Here is a 16647-nt window from a genome sequence, read left to right on the forward strand (position 1 = left end):
TGAAAGCCTGCATAGGCGCGCGGTCGCCGCGCCTATGCGTGGGAGTTCGGAAAATCAGGGCAGCTTGACGCCCTTATAGGTCTGCTCGAAGCGGCGCAGCAGCTCGTCGCCGCGCTTCTTGGCGCTGTCGAGCGCCGCCTGCATCGTCTGCTCGCCGGCAAAGGCCTTCTGCGTCTCCTCCATGAAGACCTGGCGGAACTGCACGTAGAAGCCGAGGCGGATGCCGCGCGTGTCAGGCGTGCGCGGCTCGTTCATCGAACCGATGCCGACGGCGGCGGTCGCATATTTCGGCGATTGGCCCTCGCCGCTCTTGGCGATCGCCTCCATCACGTCGTTGGTGACGGGCACGTAGCCGGTGGCTGATGTGAAGGCTATCTGCTGCTTGGGATCGCGCACGAAATCGAGGAAGGCCTTCGCGCCTTCGATCTCCGCCTTGCCGTGTCCCTTCATGATGTAGATCGAAGCGCCGCCGACAAGCGTGTTGTGGCGCTCATGGCCCTCGTACATCGGCGCCATGTCGACGGTGAGTTCGTATTTGCCGTCGAACGCTTTGGCGGAAGCCGTATAGGAGCCGGAGGAATTCTCCATCATCGCGCATTCGCCGGCGTTGAAGGCGGCGGTGAAATTGCCGGCCTTGGTATCGCTCGCCAGCCTGACGAGGCCTTCCTTGCGCCAATCGACAAGGTTCTGCAGGTGCTTGGCGGCGAAGGTGGTGTTGAAGACATATTCGGCGTCGAGGCCGTCATAGCCGTTGTGTTCGGAAGCGATCGGCAGGCCGTGGCGGGCCGAGAATTGTTCGAGCACGCGCCACGTATCGCCATCGGTGGTGAAGGGACAGGCGTGGCCCGATGCCTTCAGCTTGCGGGCAGCCTCGATGATCTCTTCCCAGGTCTTGGGCGTCTCGGTGACGCCGGCTTTCTGAAGCTCGGTCTTATTGGTGTAGAAGAGCAGCGTGGAGGCATTATAGGGCTGGGCGAAGAGCTTGCCGGCCGAGGTTTCGTAATAGGCGCGAGCGCCGGTGATGTAGTTGTCCCACTTGACGTCGGGCAGCTCCTCCTGGACCGGCACGACGGCGTCCGACAGCATCAGGTCGAGGGTGCCGGCGTCGAAGAACTGGATGAGGACGGGATGGTTCTTGGCGCGGAAGGCGGCGATCGCCTTCTGCATCGACACCTCGTAGCTGCCCTGTCCGACGCAGGTGATGTGATGCTCGGACTGCGCAGCGTTGAAAGCAGCGCACTGATCCTGAATCGCCGTCTCGACGACGCCTGTATTGCCGTACCAGAATTCGATATTGGCGGCCTGCGCAGAACATTCGCCCGCCGTCAGCGCGGCCGCAGCCGCCAGAATAGAAATCTTCATCCTGCCCTCGCCTGTTTGATCGGCCGGCTCACAGCCCGCCTTTGGTGATGGCGGATTACTACACATAGTGTGTAACAATTTGGTGACGGATGCTCGCTTGCGCCGACAACAGGCTATTGCTATAGGCGTGCAAGCACGGAAGTACCGCTGGCGACCGACCTCATTACTACACGCATAAGGTAATTATCGACGACCGAGGTGTTGGATATGACCTATTTCCCGGAGCCGCTGATCGCCCCGCACTTCCTGCGCGAAGGCGGTGGGGTCGTTTCTCCCAACGAACGCGATCTCCTGAGATTGATCTGGCGCAATCCCGGCCTCTCCCGCTCCGAAGTCACGGGCCACACGGATCTCACCCAGCAATCGGTCTATCGCATCCTCGACCAGCTGGAGGAACGCGGGATCGTCTCCTTCGGCTCGCCGAAGCCGGGCGCCGGACGCGGCCAGCCGAGCCCGACGCTGCGGCTTGACGGCCGCCACGCCTATAGCTGCGGCATCTCGGTCAATACCGATGTCATCGGCATCTGCCTGATGGATCTGTCGGGCAAAGTGCTCGCCGAAAGCAGCATCACCTTGCGCGAGCGCTCGATGGCGCAATCGCTCGATCTCGTGCGCGAGCAGCTGATGGAGCATCAGCGGGAAAACGACCTCTCCGACGAGAGCTTCTTCGGCATCGGCTTTGCCATTGCCGGCTTCCACGTCAGCGGCACCCGCTTCAACGCACCGCTGCCGCTGCACGAATGGTCGCTGATCGAACTCGGGCCGCTACTGACGGAATTCTTCAGCAAACCGGTCTGGGTGCACAATGGCGGAAAGGCGGGAACGGTCGCCGAATCCATGTTCGGCGCCGGCCGCTACATCAGGCACTTCGCCTACCTCAGCTTCAATTACGGCTTCGGTGGCGGCCTCGTCAGCAACGGTGAGCTGCTGCACAACGGTGTCGGCAATGCCGGCGAATTCTCCGGCATGTACGATGCCGAAGAAGGCAAGCGCCGGCCGGCCTTGCAGTATCTGATCGAACGGCTCAACGACAACGGCCTCGACATCCCCTCCATCACATATATGCGCAAGCATTTCGATCCGAAATGGCCGGGCGTCTTGGAATGGGTGGACGACGTCACGCCCGCCTACAGTCGCCTCATCAACGCGATCTGGGCGATCTTCGATCCGCAGGGCATCGTCTTCGGCGGCCAAATCCCGGCGGCGCTGGCGCAGATGCTCATCGACCGCACCGAGATCTTCGACCGCCCCCGCTACGGTGTTCCACGCCCCCGCCCGAAGCTGATCATCTCCGAGATCGCAAGCGACGCCTCGGCCATGGGGGCGGCGATCGCCCCGTTCAAATCCGCCTATTATTGATCTCGGCAGCTTACCGACGCGAGCAGAAACCGAGTCCCGTGATTCTCTCCGGTTCCGCTTGCGGGCGTTATGCGTTTTTTGCTCCGAGGCCGCGCAGGCAATTTTCGGCCGAATGGACCTGCGCTATGATCTGATTCCGGCGCAGCCCACGCCTCCTCCCTCCATCGGGAAAGCAGACGTCATGCAGGGCTACCTGACACCGAACCGACTGTTCGAGCACTGGCATAAGGAGGGATTGCGGACGACGCTCGCAAATAGGAGGTTTATCCATGAAGACGACTCAGCCCATTTATCACCTCAAGCGTAAGGCCAAGGCGTTGTCGCGCGCCGAGGACATACCGCTGCATCAGGCGCTCGACCGCATAGCCAAGGACGAAGGCTATGGCCGCTGGAGCCTGCTGGCGGCAAAGGCATCGGAAACAACGCCCGCTGGCGAGCTGTTTGCACACTTGCAGCCCGGCGACCTCCTGCTCCTCGGTGCCCGGCCCGGCCACGGCAAAACCCTGATGGGCCTCCAGCTCGCGGTCGAGGCGATGAAGACGGGCCATCCCGGCATATTCTTTTCGCTGGAGTATACGCGAGAGAATGTCGAAGACCGCTTTCGTGCTATCGGCATCGACTGCACGCAGTTCAATCACCTGTTCGAATTCGACGGCTCCGACGCCATCAGCGCCGACTACATGACCGAAAAACTGGCCTCCACGCGCCGCGGCACCCTCGTCGTCATCGACTATCTCCAGCTGCTCGACCAGAAGCGGGAAAATCCGGAGCTCTCGGCCCAGGTCAGAACGCTGAAGGCTTTCGCGCGCCAACGCGGCCTGATGATGGTCTTCATCGCGCAGATCGACCGATCCTTCGAGAGGACTGAAAAGTCCCTGCCCGATATCACCGACATCAGGCTGCCGAACCCGCTTGACCTGAAGCTGTTCGACAAGACGTGTTTCCTGAACAACGGAAAGATGGCCTTCGCCGCGGCGCTTTAGGAAGCTGCGTTGCCCCGGTCGCAGGTCTCACGCCTGACCCGCGACCGGGTGTTTGCCGGCGCAACAGTTCGCACCTCCGGCGTGAACGCAAGATGGTGGAGCTTGCTCCGCTGAGCCCGTTTAATCATAGTGCCGGCATGAGCGGATACGATAGCCCTTTCGAGTATTACACCCTGCCCGGCCAGATGACATCGGCCGGGCCGCATACCCCTGCCCTTGCCGCGCTTAAGAGCGTCCCATCCATTGCCGCCGCCATACATGGCGCACTGCCGCACGAGGCCTGGGCGCCACGCCATGGCCAGACACTGACCGAGGCGCGAAGGGCACAATCACATATGCGACCGGTCCGACAGATGCTCGATGCGGTCATTGCGATTGATCCCGCCGCGCTCGATGTCCCGCGTCCGCCCGACAAGCGTAGTATCGGCGTGTGCCGCCATTTCACCGTGCTCGCATGCGCGGCCCTGCGGGCGCAGGGTGTGCCGGCACGCGCCCGCTGCGGTTTCGGAATGTATTTCGAGGCCGACAAGGGCATCGACCACTGGATCACCGAATATTGGGATGGACGCCGCTGGGTGTCCGCCGACTTTCAGATCGACGACCTTCAGCGGACGGCTTTACAGCTCGATTTCGACGCACTCGACCAGCCACCCGGCAAATTCCTGAGGGCCGGCGAGGCCTGGCAGCGCTGCCGCGCCGGCAGCGCAGACCCGGCAAAATTCGGCATATTCGACGAGTCAGGCCTTTGGTTCATCGCCATGAACCTCGTGCGCGATCTCGCCGCGCTCAACAACATGGAGATGCTGCCCTGGGATGACTGGGGCGCGATGCCACAAGCCGAGGACGAGATTTCTGCGGAACGGCTTGGCACGCTTCGATCACCTTGCCGCTCTAACGATTGAGGCGGACCAACGCTTCGCCGAACTGCGGGCGCTCTATCAAGCCGATGCCGGCCTGCGCGTGCCGCCGCAGGTATTCAACGCCGTGCGCAAGCAGATGGAGAATGTCGGCGCAGCGTGGTCATCTACAGCGCCGCACGTCTTTTCGGACGCGCAATTGGCGCTGTAGCACTTTGATTGCTGCACTCTGCTAGGCCGCCGCTTCTCTCCGGGCTAAAGACACGCATCCGCCAGTACCGATGCGCCGCATCTGTCCAGTTCCGATTGTCTTCCCGCCCGAAACTGTGCCATGACCTGTCGACCACAGACGCAACGGATCAAGGTGCGGCATCGACATGAAGAAGATCGGGTTCCTTTCGTTCGGGCACTGGACGCCCTCGCCGCAATCGCAGACGCGCTCGGCGAGCGACGCGCTGCTGCAGTCGATCGATCTTGCCGTCGCCGCTGAAGAGCTCGGTGCCGACGGCGCCTATTTTCGCGTACACCACTTCGCCCGGCAGCTGGCCTCGCCCTTCCCGCTGCTGGCCGCCGTCGGTGCTAAGACCAGCCGGATCGAGATCGGCACCGCCGTCATCGACATGCGCTACGAGAACCCGCTCTATATGGCCGAGGATGCGGGTGCCGCCGATCTGATCGCCGGCGGCCGGCTGCAGCTCGGCATCAGCCGCGGCTCACCCGAGCAGGTGATCGATGGCTGGCGCCATTTCGGCTATGCCCCGCAGGAAGGTCAGGACGAGGCCGAAATGGCGCGGCGCCACGCGGAAGTCTTTCTTGAAGTGCTGCGCGGCGAAGGCTTTGCCAAGCCGAACCCGCGGCCGATGTTTCCCAACCCGCCCGGTCTCTTGCGTCTCGAGCCGCATTCGCAGGGTCTGCGTGAGCGGATCTGGTGGGGCGCCAGCTCCAACGCCACGGCCGTCTGGGCGGCAAAGCTCGGCATGAACCTGCAGAGTTCGACGCTGAAGGACGACGAGACGGGAGAGCCGTTCCACGTCCAGCAGGCCGACCAGATCCGCGCTTACCGCGAGGCCTGGAAGGCCGCCGGCCACGCCCGCCAGCCGCGCGTCTCGGTCAGCCGCAGCATCTTCGCCCTGGTCGACGAGCGCGACCGCGCCTATTTCGGCTATGGCGGCGACGAAGGCGACCAGATCGGCTTCATCGACGAGAAGACCCGGGCAATCTTCGGCCGCAGCTACGCCGCCGAGCCCGATCTGCTGATCAAGCAGCTCGCCGAAGACGAGGCGATCGCCGAAGCCGACACGCTGCTGCTCACCGTCCCCAACCAGCTCGGCGTTGCCTACAACGCCCATGTCATCGAAGCGATCCTGACCCACGTCGCACCGGCGCTCGGCTGGCGGTGAGGACGTCGGTTGCTGTGATGGCTTGATCGACGAGCGGGGTCTTGGACGCGGGCCATACAGGCGATGACGAGAGGGCGTGCTGTGTGCCCCCCTCTCTTAACCTGCGCCCACGTACCCATCGCGGGCGTGCAGGAGAGCATATCTGCCATCCCTCCACCGCGTGAACGAAGCCTCGGGACCTTACTGCCGCGCCGGACGTTGATGGTGCGAGCCTTGAATCGGCCGCAGCACGCCCGAATTAAGGCCGTAGCCCGAACCGCTCGAGTTGCCACATGCCGCGTACGAACCTCAACGATATCCTGATCTTCATGGCCGTCGTCGATGCCGGAAGTTTCATCGCCGGCGGCCAGGCCATGGGCCTGTCCCGATCGGCAGCGGGAAAGGCCGTCATCCGCCTGGAAGACCGCCTCGGCACGCGCCTGCTCAACCGCACCACGAGAAGGCTGAGCCTGACGGACGAAGGACGGGTATTCTATCAACATGGTCTAGAAGTCCTCGCTTCGGTCGACGAGGCGGAGGCGAGCGTGGCGGGTCAGAGCGCCGCGCCGCGGGGTGTTCTCAGGCTCACCGTTCCCGATGCCTTCGGGCGGCTCGTCGTGCTGCCCATCGTCGAAAAATATCTTCTGGCTTGGCCCGAGATCCAGGTCGAAGTGAACTTCACCGAACGCAAGACCGACATCCTCGAAGAAGGATTCGATCTGGCGATTCGGATCGGCACGATGCCGCCGGCATCCGACACCCGGCTGGTTTCGCGGGTGATCGCCGCCGACAGGGCGCGGCTCTGCGCCTCGCCATCCTATCTCGCCGACCGTGGCGAACCGCGCGACATTGACGATCTTGCCGCCCACGATTGCCTGGTCTTTTCCAGCCGCGATCGGCAAGGCTGGCGCTTTCGCGGTGAAGGCGGAGCCTGGGTCAAGGCGCAGGGCCGCAGCCGCCTAAGGCTCGACAGCGACGAGGCAATCCGCGACGCCGCCGTCGCAGGCCTCGGCATAGCCCTGCTGCCCGACTTTCTGGTCGCCGGCGATCTCGTCGCCGGCCGCCTCCGCCACGTCCTGCCGGAGCTCGAAACCGACGATGCCAAGATCATCACACTCTATCCCGACAAGCGCCTGCTGGAACCGCGGGTGCGCGGCTTCATCGACCTGATGACCAAGGAGCTCGGGCATCAGTGAGCTCAGCGATTTCCCCGTCAAACCCGCGAAAACTCTTCAGTGCCAGCGGCGCAAGCGTGGTCGCGAGATAAGCAGTCCCCATCACGAACAGTGCGGCGGCAAGGCCGAGCGTGCTGATCAGCGCGCCGCCGACGAGGCCGCCGAAAGGGATGAGGGCGAAGCAGAGGGCGGTGTTCAATGCGGTGACCCGGCCGGTCAGCGGCTTGGGGATGCGCTCGAAGATGACTGCCGACAGAATCGGGTTGAGGAAGCCCGACGCGAATCCTGCGATGGCGAGCGTTGCAAAGACCAGACCGATGGGCGCATCCAGCGCGGGAACGAGAAAGCGCGGAAAGCCGGTTAGGAGGAAGGCCACGGTATAGACCGTCAGGCGCGGCATGCGCTCGCCGATCGCCGCAGCAATCGCAGCACCCGCGATCGAGGCCCCGGCGAAGGCGGCAAACATCGCCCCGAGCAGCTCCGGGCCAAGGCCGGCATCCCGTGTCCAGACCGGCAGCAGCACGGCATGATAGGCCTGGTCGAAGAGATTGGTGACCGCCACCATGGCGACGATGCTGACGAGCACGGCATCGCCGCGCAGAAAGCGCCAGCCCTCACTGAGATCGTCGAGATAGGAAGCCCGTTCGGCCGGTGGAGTTTCGAGCGCGGGCGCGCGGCGCGTCCCGGGCATGCCCACGGCAACGATCAGTGCCGCGGCGGCGAAGGTGGCGGCATTGACGAGCAGCGCCTGGCCCGGGCCGATCAGCCCGATCAAAGCGCCGGCGCCGGCCGCCCCCGCCGTCGAGGCCAGCCGCTCGATGGCGCTTGCGACGCCGGTCACCCTTTCGAGCGGCACGCCGGCGAGCGTCGCGATATCGGGAACCATTGCCTGCTTGGCCGCATCGGAGGGCCCGCGCAGCACGCCCATGGCAAAGACGAGCGGCAGCAGCACCGGCATGCCGAGCAGGCCGAAGAGATCGAGAAGCGGCACCAAAGCGACGACGAGCACCGAAGCGGTGTCTGAGATGATGGCGATGCGCTTGGCGCCGGCGCGGTCGATCAGCGGTCCGCCGAGCGCCTTGGCGACGACATAGGGCAGCATTTCCATCATCGCCGTCAGGCCGGTCAGCACTGGGCTGCCCGTCGTGCTCAGCACTAGCCAGGGAATGGCGATGGTCGAAAGTCGCGTGCCGGAGAGCGAGAGTGTCTCGGCGGCGGCGAGCGCCAGGAACGGCCCGCCCCTCCTCACGGCGCGTCCTCCCCTTCGCGATGCGGAAGGCGGCCCGGATAGGGAAATGCGTGCAACATGACGTAGAAGGGAACCATGCCGGCTTCCTGCGACGCTGCCTCCCCGAGCCGCGGGGCCGCCCGCATCGCTTCCAGGATGATATCCCTCAGCCGTTTCGTCAGGGCCTCGGCCTGTGCCGCCGTCATCGGGATGATGACGTCGTCTGCAGCCGTCGCCTTGCGCCATTCGGGCGGCAGCTCGGCATATTTCTCCAGCGCCTGTTGCATCTGGCCGACTTGCAGCGAGAGAGCGGCCTGATTGAAGGCGATGTCGAGATCTAGCGCCTCGCCCTCGGATTCGCTCGTCGGCACCGAGGTCAGCTCGTGGCTGGCGCGCCACCAGCGGTCGCGCCGCGAGGCATGCGGCGCCTCCTCGATGAAGCCGTATTGGGCGAGCTGGCGCAGATGATAACTCGTCGCGCCGCTGTTTAGGCCGAGCCGCGCGGCAAGCTGCGTCGCCGTGGCAGGCCCATCGATCCTGAGCATGCCAAGCATGCGCAGCCGGACAGGATGCGCTAGCGCCTTCAGCGCGGTCGGCTCGGGCACGACCCGGCTGACGGTGCGGGCGTCTGCGGCAGGTTGGGGGCGCGGATGTTTCATGCCAAAAGTATACAATCGCAAACATATCTTTGCAAAGCTTTCTTTGCGAAACATTCGGCGGCTGTGGAAGGCGCTTGAAAACCGCCTTCTGATCTAGCCAAGCATAACCACGCATCCTAAGACCGTCACCGTGGTCGGCATGATGCGAGGGGCAAGAGAATGGCTGAGGACGCGCAGAAAAACATCGGCACGTGGTATATCGATCCCGACGCCGAAGACAGAATGGCCGATGGACATGCGCCCATTTGGCGCCACCTGATCGACCTCATCCTCGAGCGCGACCTGACGGACAAGAGCGTGCTCGATTTCGGTTGCAATCAGGGCGGCCTGCTGCGCCATCTCTATGCGATCCGCCCCTTCCGCAAGGCGCTCGGCATCGATATCGCCGAAACCTCGATCGCCAAGGCCGAGACGCTGAAAGGCAATCTGCCGATTCAGCATCAGGTCGGCGGCAGGCTCGACGGCTGGAGCGAGGAATTCGATCTCGCCCTTAGCCATGAGGTCATCTATCTCGTTCCCGATATCGACGCCCACGCCGCCGATATCAGGCAGGCGCTGAAGTCAGGCGGCGTCTATTATGCCGTGACCGGATGCCATACGGATAACCCGCTCTGGCCGAAATGGCGCGAGCTCGTCGCCAACCGCACCAACACCGTCGTCCAGGACCGGTCGATCACCGATTACGGCCGCGCCTTCGATAAGGCGGGCTTTGACGTCTCTGCCCGCAAGCTCGAATATGACGGCTTCATTCCCTTCGTCGCCGACGGCTGGACGCCTGATTTCGCCGATGCGCTGAATTACTACACCCAGACGAAGATCGTCTTCAGACTGGTGAAGCGCTGAGTTCCGGTATCTCGCGCGGCTGAAGCCTCGTTAGTTCGGCGTCAAAATGCGGCGGGCTGTCGGGTGCGACCTGGACGAAGCGGCCCCTGACGCGGAAGATTTCCTGGATCAGCCCGCGTTCGGCAAGCTCGCGCGGGCCGCCGTCGAATCGGAGCTCGCCTTTTTCGAGCAGCGAGATGCGGTCGCTGACGGCGATGGCCTGGTTGATGTCGTGGATCGCCATGACGACGGTCACGCCCTTTTCCCGGCTCAGCCGATGCACGAGGTCGAGCACCTCCACCTGATAGCCGATATCGAGGAAGGAGGTCGGCTCGTCGAGCAGCAGGATCTCCGCTTCCTGAGCGAGAGCCGCCGATATCCATGCCCTTTGCCGCTCGCCGCCGGACAGTTCCCGAAGGCTGCGGTCGGCGAGCCCGGACAGGCCGGTGCTTTCAAGCGCCCATTCGATCGCGTCTTCGTCACGGCTGTCATAGGAGCGGAACAAGCCGACATGCGGATAGCGGCCCTGGCGCACGAGCTGGGCGACGGTCATTTCGTCGGGAGCGGTCGGCTGCTGCGGCAGGAAGGCGAGCCTCTTCGCCAGCATGCGGCGCGACATGGAGGCGACGGCTACGCCGCCGAGCGACGCCCTGCCCCCGGCCGGCCGGATCAGCCCGGCCAGCGCATGCAGCGCCGTGCTCTTGCCGGAGCCGTTCGGACCGATCAGCGCCCGGATCTCGCCCTTCTCGAGCGAAAGACTGAAGGCGCTAAGGGCCTTTCGCTGGCCGTACATCACCGAGAGATCGGAACAGGACAATGGCATTTCGGCCTCACATGGTTTTGCGCAGCAGCGCGAGCAGGAGCGGTACGCCGAAGACGGCCGTGACGACGCCGATCGGGATTTCCTCGGCTTGGCCCAGCAGCCGGCCGATGAGATCGCCGAGCGTGACGATGACAGCGCCGAGCACGATCGTCAGGATAAGCGACAGCATGAAATTCCGTCCCGCCAGGAAACGGGCAAGATGCGGCACGACGAGACCGATGAAGACGACAGGGCCGACCGCGCCGACCGCACTCGCCGCAAGCGCAGAAGATAGGATCAGCACGACCGAGAACTGTCTCTTATAGCCGAGCCCGAAGGAGCGGGCGACGGATGCATCGAACTGCAGCAGCGTCAAGGGCCGGTAGATCACCGGCAGCATGGCAAGCCCGGCGATGGTAAAGGGCAGCAGGAAGAGTGAGTGATCCCAGCTGCGGGCGTAAAGGCTGCCCGACAGCCATTCCAGAATGATCTCGATGCGGGCCGATCCCCAACCGGCGATAAGGCCGATCGCCACCGCATGCAGAACCGCCCCGACCGCCACGCCGCAGAGCGTGATGCGCAGCGCGCTGAGGCCGAGGCGAAAAGCCAGGAGATAGATTACGCCGCCCGCCAGCAGGCCGCCGGCAAGCCCCGCCGCCGGCACCCATGCGACCGGCAGTTCGGCAAGCGTGTTCGAGCCCGGCTCGAAGATATAGACGGTGAAGAGCAGGAAGATCGTCACCGACAGCGTCGCCCCCTGCGACACGCCCATCAGCGACGGATCGGCCAGCGGATTACGGGTGATGGTCTGCAGCAGATATCCCGCCAGCGAGAAATGGATGCCGGCCAGAATGCCGGTGGCGATGCGCGGCAGCCGGATATCGAGAATGATCAGCCGCGCCTCCGCCGAGCCTCCGCCGGTCAAAACGGCCGCGACATCGGCCATCGGAATATCGGCAACGCCGAGAAAGATCGCCGCCGCCAGCGACAGGACCGTCAAGATGGCCAGTGCGGCGGCCATGCCGAGGCCTGGCGAAGCGGCCGATGTCGATGCCGGGACGCTCATCGTGCCCCACCCGCAAGGCTGAGCCGCCCGCGCTGGACGAGATAGATGAAAACAGGACCGCCAAGCAGCGCCGTAATGATGCCGACCGGCAGCTCACGCGGGATGGCGATGCTGCGCGCCAAGACGTCGGCGACGGTGACGATCAGCGCGCCGAGGGCAGCGCAGAGCCCAATCTCCCATCCCGTGCCGCGCGGCCTGAGCAGCCGGGCGATATGGGGGGCGGCCAGCCCCACGAAGGCGACCGGCCCGGCGACCGGCGCGACACCGGCGACCGGAAGGACGGCGAGAATGAGGATGAGCGGCTTCCACAGGCCGAGTTGCAGGCCCATGCCGGCCGCCGCATGATCGCTCAGCATGAACATGCCGATCACCCGCCGCAGCAGCAGCGCGCCGGCGACGCCGGCGATCGTCCAGGGCAGCATGTAAAGGAGATGCGACCAGGTGCGCCCCTGGAAGCCGCCGGCAAGCCAGAAGAGCAGCGATGCCGATTGTGGCCCGGTCAAAAGCAGCACATAGGTGGTGATCGCACTCAGGAAGAGCGAGACGCTGACACCGCCGAGCGCAAGCTGCAGCGGCCGCCCCTGCCCACCATGCGACACCCAGAAGGTCACCGAGGCTGCGGCAAGCCCGCCGGCAAGGCCGATGAAGGGATAATAGGCAGGCGAAAGCCAAGGCAGGAAGACGAAGCAGCAGACGATCGGCGCGACCGCCCCCGATGTAACGCCGGTGATGCCGGGATCGGCCAGCGGATTACGTGTCAGCGTCTGCAGCACATAACCGGAAACCGCAAGCCCCGCGCCGCCGGCGGCCGCCGTCAGGCTGCGCGGCAGCCGCAACGTCCAGACGAGAATGGATTCGATCTTGCCGTCGGGCGCCAGGAGCACGCGGATGGCGGTCTCGGCCGACAGCGTCTTGGCGCCGATCAGCAAGCCGATCATCGCCGCCAGGATGGCGGCGATGACGATGAGCCCGATGGCCAGGAATGATTGCCGGGGGCCCATCGCCGGTCTTGTCCCCGGCTTAGTTCTGCAATTCGGCCGAGATCAGCTTGGCGGCTTCCGCCTTGACGTCTACGGCCGGGAACGTGTCGGGATAGAGGTAGTGCGCGGCCTCGCGCAGCACGATCTCGCGGGCGATCGGACCATTGGTCTCGACCCACTGGTCGCCGACATAAAAGACCCGGTTGTTCTTGACGGCCGACAGCTGCGACCAGATCGGATTGCTTTCATGCGGGCGATCCGGGCCGGAATCGTAGACGAAGATCACCTCCGGGTCCTTCTCCAGCATCGTTTCCAGGCTGAGGTCGATGCCGAACTCGCCGCCCGGGGTCTTCGGGCCGGGAACATTGTCGCCGCCGATCGCAGCGACGATCGAGGCCGAGGTGTTTTCCGTGTGGAAGGCGAAAGGTGTCGCGCCGCCCCACATGATCAGGAAGCGCGGATGCTTGTCCTTCGGCGCCTTGGCGGCGAACTCCGCCAGATGCTTGCGGAAATCGGCGTTCAGCTGCTCGCCGCGCTCGGGCTTGCCGAGCAGCTTCGAAAGGGCGGCGGTTTCGCTGTAGCTCTCTTCGAGCAGCTCCATATTATAGGCGACGTAGGGTGCGATGTTCTGAAGCTGCGCCGCATTGCCGACCGTATAGCGGCGGATCGCGATGATCAGATCCGGCTTGGCTTCGGAGAGAAGCTCGAGATTGGGCTTGGCGCGCTGGCCAATCTGCTTCATCCCGGCGGTCAGGCCGAGCAGGAAGTCCGGCTCGCGGCCTGCCGTCATATAGGTGCTGGCAACCGGCTTGATGCCGAGCGCCAAAGCGACGTCATCGGCGAAATAGGAAATCGAGGCAATGCGTTTCGGCTGCGCCGGGACTTCGACGGTCACGCCGCGGTCGTCGACGATCGAGACCTTCTTGTCTTCAGCATGCGCGGCCCCCGCCACCAGCATTGCGGACATCCCCAGCACGGAGAAAAATTTGCGCGTATATCGAGTCATGTTTGCCCCCATTCGATGTGCGCACACGCTTTAACCAAAAAAGAGGAGTTTCACAATCATGATTCTTGCTCGAGTTTCGCGAAGCGGAGAGCGGCGCGGCCGGGAGTAACCGCCGCATCTGCTGCGCCTTTCGGCAGCATCAGCGCTGAGGTCAATTCTCGGCCAGGGTAAAGACCGCACAAGGATCGGCGATGCCGCGCAAGGCGTGTTCTCCGAGCGGCACGAGCGCCGCTGTCGTATTCGCCGCCACCGCCCCGGAGATCAGCACGCTGCGGCCGAGCGGCTTGCAAAGCCCCTCGAGCCGGCTGACAAGATTGACGGCAGGGCCGATGGCGGTGAAATCCAGCCGGTCGGCCGCGCCGATATTGCCCCACAGGATTTCGCCGAAATGCAGCGCTGCGCCGAAAGGCAGCGGCGCCAGCCCCTGCCCCTGGCGAACCTGGTCGAGATGGGCCATGCCGGCGCGGCTGGCGGCGATGGCCCGCAGCGCCGCCTCGCAGGCATCGCGGTCCCCTTGCCCCATATCCGCCGTAGGCGTGACGGGGAAGATCGCCAGCACGCCGTCGCCGATGAATTTCAGCACCTCGCCGCCGAAGGCGTGCACGGCGCCGGCGACGCGGTCGAACCAGGCATCGAGCGTTGCGATCATCGCGTGCGGCTCCGTCACCTCGGAGAGTGCGGTGAAGTCGCGCAGGTCGGCGCAGAGAAGCGCCGCGCGGATGGTTTCTCCGGTGCCGCGGGCAAGTGCCCCGGCCTGCACCCGCGCCGCGCTGCGCCGGCCGAGATAGGCCTCGAGCAGGGCTGCCCGCGCCTCCCGCGCCGCGAGTGCCGCAAGCGGTGCTGCGGCAAACCGCGCCACCTCGCGCAGACGGTCCGCCTCGGCCGCGCCGAAAGCATCCACCCCTGCTCCATTGCCGATGCCCGCCCAGCCAAGCACCGGGCTGTCCTGTGACAGGCCGATCTGCTGCTCCCATACCGGCCCGAGCCCGGCCAGCCACTCGCGGCCGGCCTCAACGGGCGGGGCCGCAGCGAAAGCGAGTGCCTCGATAACGGCCCCGGTCTCCGCCCGCCAGAGCCAGGTGCGCCGCGCGATGATAGGATGCGGCACCGAAAGCGTCAGGGCGCCGCCGGCAAGCGGCAGACCATCGGAAAGCAGCCGGCGTCCGAGCTCGGCGAGGAACCGTTCGGGACCGGGCGCGGCAGCGGCCTCGTCAACCAGCCAGGCAAGGGAGGAAGGCAGATCCATGACTCAGGATGACATCGCCCGGAGGCGTCCGCAAGCGGACGGTTCCGCGCCAGCGGCTCTTGCCAAGAACAGTGTCGAAAATCCGTCACTGCGGTGGAAAACGCAAAAATAACACTTTAAACTTGCGCTACTTTGATTCCACGATAATGTCGGGTCATCATCCGCGATTGAGGGGTTGCGATGGGCACGACATTCTGGCCGAAAGATCCGCTGGACGGAAACGACATGACGCTGCTGACGTCGATCCTGCGGCGCTGGTGCGCGCGCTATGGAATCGAGTTTACGGCTGACGAAAGCCGTCTGAAGGCGAAGGAACTCGTCGAATGGTTTGAGTTCGGCGTCAAGGATCCGGCCGAACTCGAGGAACTGATCGACGGCAAGTACTGGCTTGTCAGCCGGATCTGACCTGAGCGCAATGACAGTTTCCAAGAGAAAAGGCCGGGCGAAACATCGCGCCGGCCTTCGTCCGTCAGCCTCATGCCGAGGCTTTTAGTAGTCGTCCCGCCAGCGGCGTTCACGATCCCAGCGGCGTTCATGACGCCAGCGCGGGCCGTCCCAGTCGCGATGGCGGCGCTCCCAACCCCAGCGGGGTGGACCACCATAGAATGCCACCGGCGGCGGGCGTCGCCAGTTGCGGCGGCATTCGCCCCAGCGGGTCAGGTGCCAGCCGCGGCCGCAGGCGTAGTCGACCTTTGTGACGTCGCTTGTGACCTTGCTCTCGACATTGATTGTCCCCATCGGCATCGCCTGCGCAGAGCCGATCGAAAGGCTGCCAGCGAGCAAGGCAGCCGCGATAGATAGTGCCTTCATCGAAAACTCCATTTCATCCAGCCGTACCCACTTTAGGGCCGCCAAATTGAACTGGAGATGAACCGGGCATTCATGTTTGCAGGTGAAAAAACCTTGCTTTTTGACGGCCGGTCGTTGCGCCGGCCGGCCGTTTTTCCCGCAGCCGCAAGCGCTTGAGAAGCGCCCCACGCCCGCGAAAAATCGTTCATGTCCTGCCGTAAAAAGGATCCGGTCCCGGATCACGCCCGGCGGCGACCGCGGTGAGCCGCCCCAGATAATGCTCCCAGCCCTCGGCATGGCCGGCGCACTGCTCCTCGCTCGGCAGGCCGCTATGGGTGAGTCGCAGAAGCGTCCCATTCGGCTGCTCGATCAGGTCGATCTCGACCAGGCTGGAGCCTGGCGGCACGACCTCGCTGCCATCCCATCCGAAGCTGTAGGCAAGCCGATGCACCGGCACGACCTCGCGAAACGAGCCTCGCGCGAAGCGGGCGCCGGTGACGTTGACGAGATAGAGCCCGCCCGGTTCCGGCTCGATCTCGGCCTCCGTTCCCATCCATCGCAAAATCTTCTCCGGATCCGTCATCAGCGCAAACACCGCAGCCGGCGGCGCCGCAATATGCGCCTCCCGGCGCACGACAAAAGACTCTGGCATGCCTCCCTCCCATGATTGTGGTGGCCTGCCCCGCCTGAAGCGGGACGGCGGGTGATGCTGTTTCGGCGTGAGTGTGCCCATGAAAGCATGTAGGCGCGAGTGCACGCGCAGCAAGGGCTTCGCTTGACGGTGGCGCGTCGCGGCTCCTCGCATTTATCCAGCATCGGCGTCAGCCTCGCCCTTGGAGGCCTCTGAGCAGCGCCCACCTCTCGACCCTCATTCCTGTGTCTGTCACAGGAATCCAGCCACGGCGCGTCCGCGCCGTGAATAACTCTCTTGAAA

General features: G+C 64.5%; 18 protein-coding genes. 8 read left to right on the forward strand and 10 right to left on the reverse strand.

Annotation, left to right across the window (positions count from 1 at the left end):
* Positions 1 to 54: 54 nt before the first annotated feature.
* Positions 55 to 1362 carry an extracellular solute-binding protein gene (locus K6M89_RS08410; protein WP_222139099.1) on the reverse strand — a complete coding sequence of 436 codons (1308 nt, stop codon included), beginning with the start codon at positions 1360 to 1362 and terminating at the stop codon, positions 55 to 57.
* Between the two features lie 207 nt (positions 1363 to 1569).
* On the opposite strand from K6M89_RS08410, the gene K6M89_RS08415 reads away from it, so the two are divergent.
* The 6 genes from K6M89_RS08415 (at position 1570) to K6M89_RS08435 (ending at position 7136) form a co-directional block, all read left to right on the forward strand.
* Complete coding sequence (locus K6M89_RS08415; protein ID WP_222139100.1) at positions 1570 to 2721, forward strand: ROK family transcriptional regulator; 1152 nt, start codon at positions 1570 to 1572, stop codon at positions 2719 to 2721.
* Positions 2722 to 2990: 269 nt separating this feature from the next.
* Positions 2991 to 3704, forward strand: a complete 714-nt coding sequence (locus tag K6M89_RS08420; protein ID WP_222139101.1) for a DNA helicase — start codon at positions 2991 to 2993, stop codon at positions 3702 to 3704.
* A gap of 92 nt (positions 3705 to 3796) precedes the next feature.
* Positions 3797 to 4606 carry a transglutaminase-like domain-containing protein gene (locus tag K6M89_RS08425; RefSeq protein ID WP_246642373.1) on the forward strand — a complete coding sequence of 270 codons (810 nt, stop codon included), beginning with the start codon at positions 3797 to 3799 and terminating at the stop codon, positions 4604 to 4606.
* Positions 4569 to 4772 carry a hypothetical protein gene (locus tag K6M89_RS30970; protein ID WP_246642374.1) on the forward strand — a complete coding sequence of 68 codons (204 nt, stop codon included), beginning with the start codon at positions 4569 to 4571 and terminating at the stop codon, positions 4770 to 4772. Before K6M89_RS08425 ends, K6M89_RS30970 begins: the two co-directional genes overlap by 38 nt.
* A 166-nt stretch (positions 4773 to 4938) precedes the next feature.
* A complete protein-coding gene (locus K6M89_RS08430) occupies positions 4939 to 5961 on the forward strand; it encodes an LLM class flavin-dependent oxidoreductase (protein ID WP_222139102.1) in 1023 nt (340 codons plus the stop codon).
* Between the two features lie 272 nt (positions 5962 to 6233).
* A complete protein-coding gene (locus K6M89_RS08435) occupies positions 6234 to 7136 on the forward strand; it encodes a LysR family transcriptional regulator (protein ID WP_097578931.1) in 903 nt (300 codons plus the stop codon).
* Here K6M89_RS08435 and K6M89_RS08440 read toward each other — a convergent pair.
* Complete coding sequence (locus K6M89_RS08440) at positions 7099 to 8364, reverse strand: MFS transporter (RefSeq protein WP_222139103.1); 1266 nt, start codon at positions 8362 to 8364, stop codon at positions 7099 to 7101. The two genes, K6M89_RS08435 and K6M89_RS08440, sit on opposite strands and share 38 nt — an antisense overlap.
* Positions 8361 to 9002, reverse strand: coding sequence for a winged helix-turn-helix domain-containing protein (locus K6M89_RS08445; protein ID WP_222139104.1), 642 nt, complete (start codon positions 9000 to 9002; stop codon positions 8361 to 8363). The genes K6M89_RS08440 and K6M89_RS08445 overlap by 4 nt, the downstream gene beginning before the upstream one ends.
* A gap of 159 nt (positions 9003 to 9161) precedes the next feature.
* Between K6M89_RS08445 and K6M89_RS08450 the strand changes: the two genes are divergently transcribed.
* Complete coding sequence (locus K6M89_RS08450; protein WP_222139105.1) at positions 9162 to 9845, forward strand: class I SAM-dependent methyltransferase; 684 nt, start codon at positions 9162 to 9164, stop codon at positions 9843 to 9845.
* On the opposite strand, the gene K6M89_RS08455 is transcribed toward K6M89_RS08450, so the two are convergent.
* From K6M89_RS08455 to K6M89_RS08475, 5 genes are all read right to left on the reverse strand, one after another.
* Positions 9826 to 10647 (reverse strand): ABC transporter ATP-binding protein, encoded by an 822-nt coding sequence (locus tag K6M89_RS08455; RefSeq protein WP_222139106.1) that lies wholly within the window; start codon positions 10645 to 10647, stop codon positions 9826 to 9828. The two genes, K6M89_RS08450 and K6M89_RS08455, sit on opposite strands and share 20 nt — an antisense overlap.
* A gap of 7 nt (positions 10648 to 10654) precedes the next feature.
* Positions 10655 to 11647 (reverse strand): FecCD family ABC transporter permease, encoded by a 993-nt coding sequence (locus tag K6M89_RS08460; RefSeq protein WP_222139275.1) that lies wholly within the window; start codon positions 11645 to 11647, stop codon positions 10655 to 10657.
* A 41-nt stretch (positions 11648 to 11688) separates the two neighbouring features.
* A complete protein-coding gene (locus tag K6M89_RS08465; protein WP_222139107.1) occupies positions 11689 to 12693 on the reverse strand; it encodes a FecCD family ABC transporter permease in 1005 nt (334 codons plus the stop codon).
* Positions 12694 to 12712: 19 nt separating this feature from the next.
* Complete coding sequence (locus K6M89_RS08470) at positions 12713 to 13678, reverse strand: ABC transporter substrate-binding protein (protein ID WP_222139108.1); 966 nt, start codon at positions 13676 to 13678, stop codon at positions 12713 to 12715.
* Between the two features lie 151 nt (positions 13679 to 13829).
* Complete coding sequence (locus K6M89_RS08475) at positions 13830 to 14924, reverse strand: adenylate/guanylate cyclase domain-containing protein (RefSeq protein ID WP_222139109.1); 1095 nt, start codon at positions 14922 to 14924, stop codon at positions 13830 to 13832.
* Positions 14925 to 15104: 180 nt separating this feature from the next.
* Between K6M89_RS08475 and K6M89_RS08480 the strand changes: the two genes are divergently transcribed.
* A complete protein-coding gene (locus tag K6M89_RS08480; RefSeq protein WP_038689797.1) occupies positions 15105 to 15329 on the forward strand; it encodes a hypothetical protein in 225 nt (74 codons plus the stop codon).
* A gap of 84 nt (positions 15330 to 15413) precedes the next feature.
* On the opposite strand, the gene K6M89_RS08485 is transcribed toward K6M89_RS08480, so the two are convergent.
* Both K6M89_RS08485 and K6M89_RS08490 read right to left on the reverse strand, forming a co-directional pair.
* Positions 15414 to 15734, reverse strand: a complete 321-nt coding sequence (locus tag K6M89_RS08485; protein WP_064682750.1) for a GCG_CRPN prefix-to-repeats domain-containing protein — start codon at positions 15732 to 15734, stop codon at positions 15414 to 15416.
* Between the two features lie 184 nt (positions 15735 to 15918).
* Positions 15919 to 16365, reverse strand: a complete 447-nt coding sequence (locus K6M89_RS08490) for an SRPBCC family protein (RefSeq protein WP_097578924.1) — start codon at positions 16363 to 16365, stop codon at positions 15919 to 15921.
* Positions 16366 to 16647: the final 282 nt, after the last annotated feature.

Source organism: Rhizobium croatiense, assembly GCF_019793465.1.
Taxonomy (GTDB): domain Bacteria; phylum Pseudomonadota; class Alphaproteobacteria; order Rhizobiales; family Rhizobiaceae; genus Rhizobium; species Rhizobium croatiense.

Bases quoted from the DNA above. Each gene is read 5' to 3' on its own strand.
- K6M89_RS08460 (WP_222139275.1), bottom strand. From the start codon at position 11,647: ATGGCCGCCGCACTGGCCATCTTGACGGTCCTGTCGCTGGCGGCGGCG.
- K6M89_RS08420 (WP_222139101.1), top strand. From the start codon at position 2,991: ATGAAGACGACTCAGCCCATTTATCACCTCAAGCGTAAGGCCAAGGCG.
- K6M89_RS08485 (WP_064682750.1), bottom strand. From the start codon at position 15,734: ATGAAGGCACTATCTATCGCGGCTGCCTTGCTCGCTGGCAGCCTTTCG.
- K6M89_RS08415 (WP_222139100.1), top strand. From the start codon at position 1,570: ATGACCTATTTCCCGGAGCCGCTGATCGCCCCGCACTTCCTGCGCGAA.
- K6M89_RS08475 (WP_222139109.1), bottom strand. From the start codon at position 14,924: ATGGATCTGCCTTCCTCCCTTGCCTGGCTGGTTGACGAGGCCGCTGCC.
- K6M89_RS08445 (WP_222139104.1), bottom strand. From the start codon at position 9,002: ATGAAACATCCGCGCCCCCAACCTGCCGCAGACGCCCGCACCGTCAGC.
- K6M89_RS08470 (WP_222139108.1), bottom strand. From the start codon at position 13,678: ATGACTCGATATACGCGCAAATTTTTCTCCGTGCTGGGGATGTCCGCA.
- K6M89_RS08435 (WP_097578931.1), top strand. From the start codon at position 6,234: ATGCCGCGTACGAACCTCAACGATATCCTGATCTTCATGGCCGTCGTC.
- K6M89_RS08455 (WP_222139106.1), bottom strand. From the start codon at position 10,647: ATGCCATTGTCCTGTTCCGATCTCTCGGTGATGTACGGCCAGCGAAAG.
- K6M89_RS08465 (WP_222139107.1), bottom strand. From the start codon at position 12,693: ATGGGCCCCCGGCAATCATTCCTGGCCATCGGGCTCATCGTCATCGCC.
- K6M89_RS08430 (WP_222139102.1), top strand. From the start codon at position 4,939: ATGAAGAAGATCGGGTTCCTTTCGTTCGGGCACTGGACGCCCTCGCCG.
- K6M89_RS08490 (WP_097578924.1), bottom strand. From the start codon at position 16,365: ATGCCAGAGTCTTTTGTCGTGCGCCGGGAGGCGCATATTGCGGCGCCG.
- K6M89_RS08450 (WP_222139105.1), top strand. From the start codon at position 9,162: ATGGCTGAGGACGCGCAGAAAAACATCGGCACGTGGTATATCGATCCC.
- K6M89_RS08425 (WP_246642373.1), top strand. From the start codon at position 3,797: ATGGTGGAGCTTGCTCCGCTGAGCCCGTTTAATCATAGTGCCGGCATG.
- K6M89_RS08410 (WP_222139099.1), bottom strand. From the start codon at position 1,362: ATGAAGATTTCTATTCTGGCGGCTGCGGCCGCGCTGACGGCGGGCGAA.
- K6M89_RS08480 (WP_038689797.1), top strand. From the start codon at position 15,105: ATGGGCACGACATTCTGGCCGAAAGATCCGCTGGACGGAAACGACATG.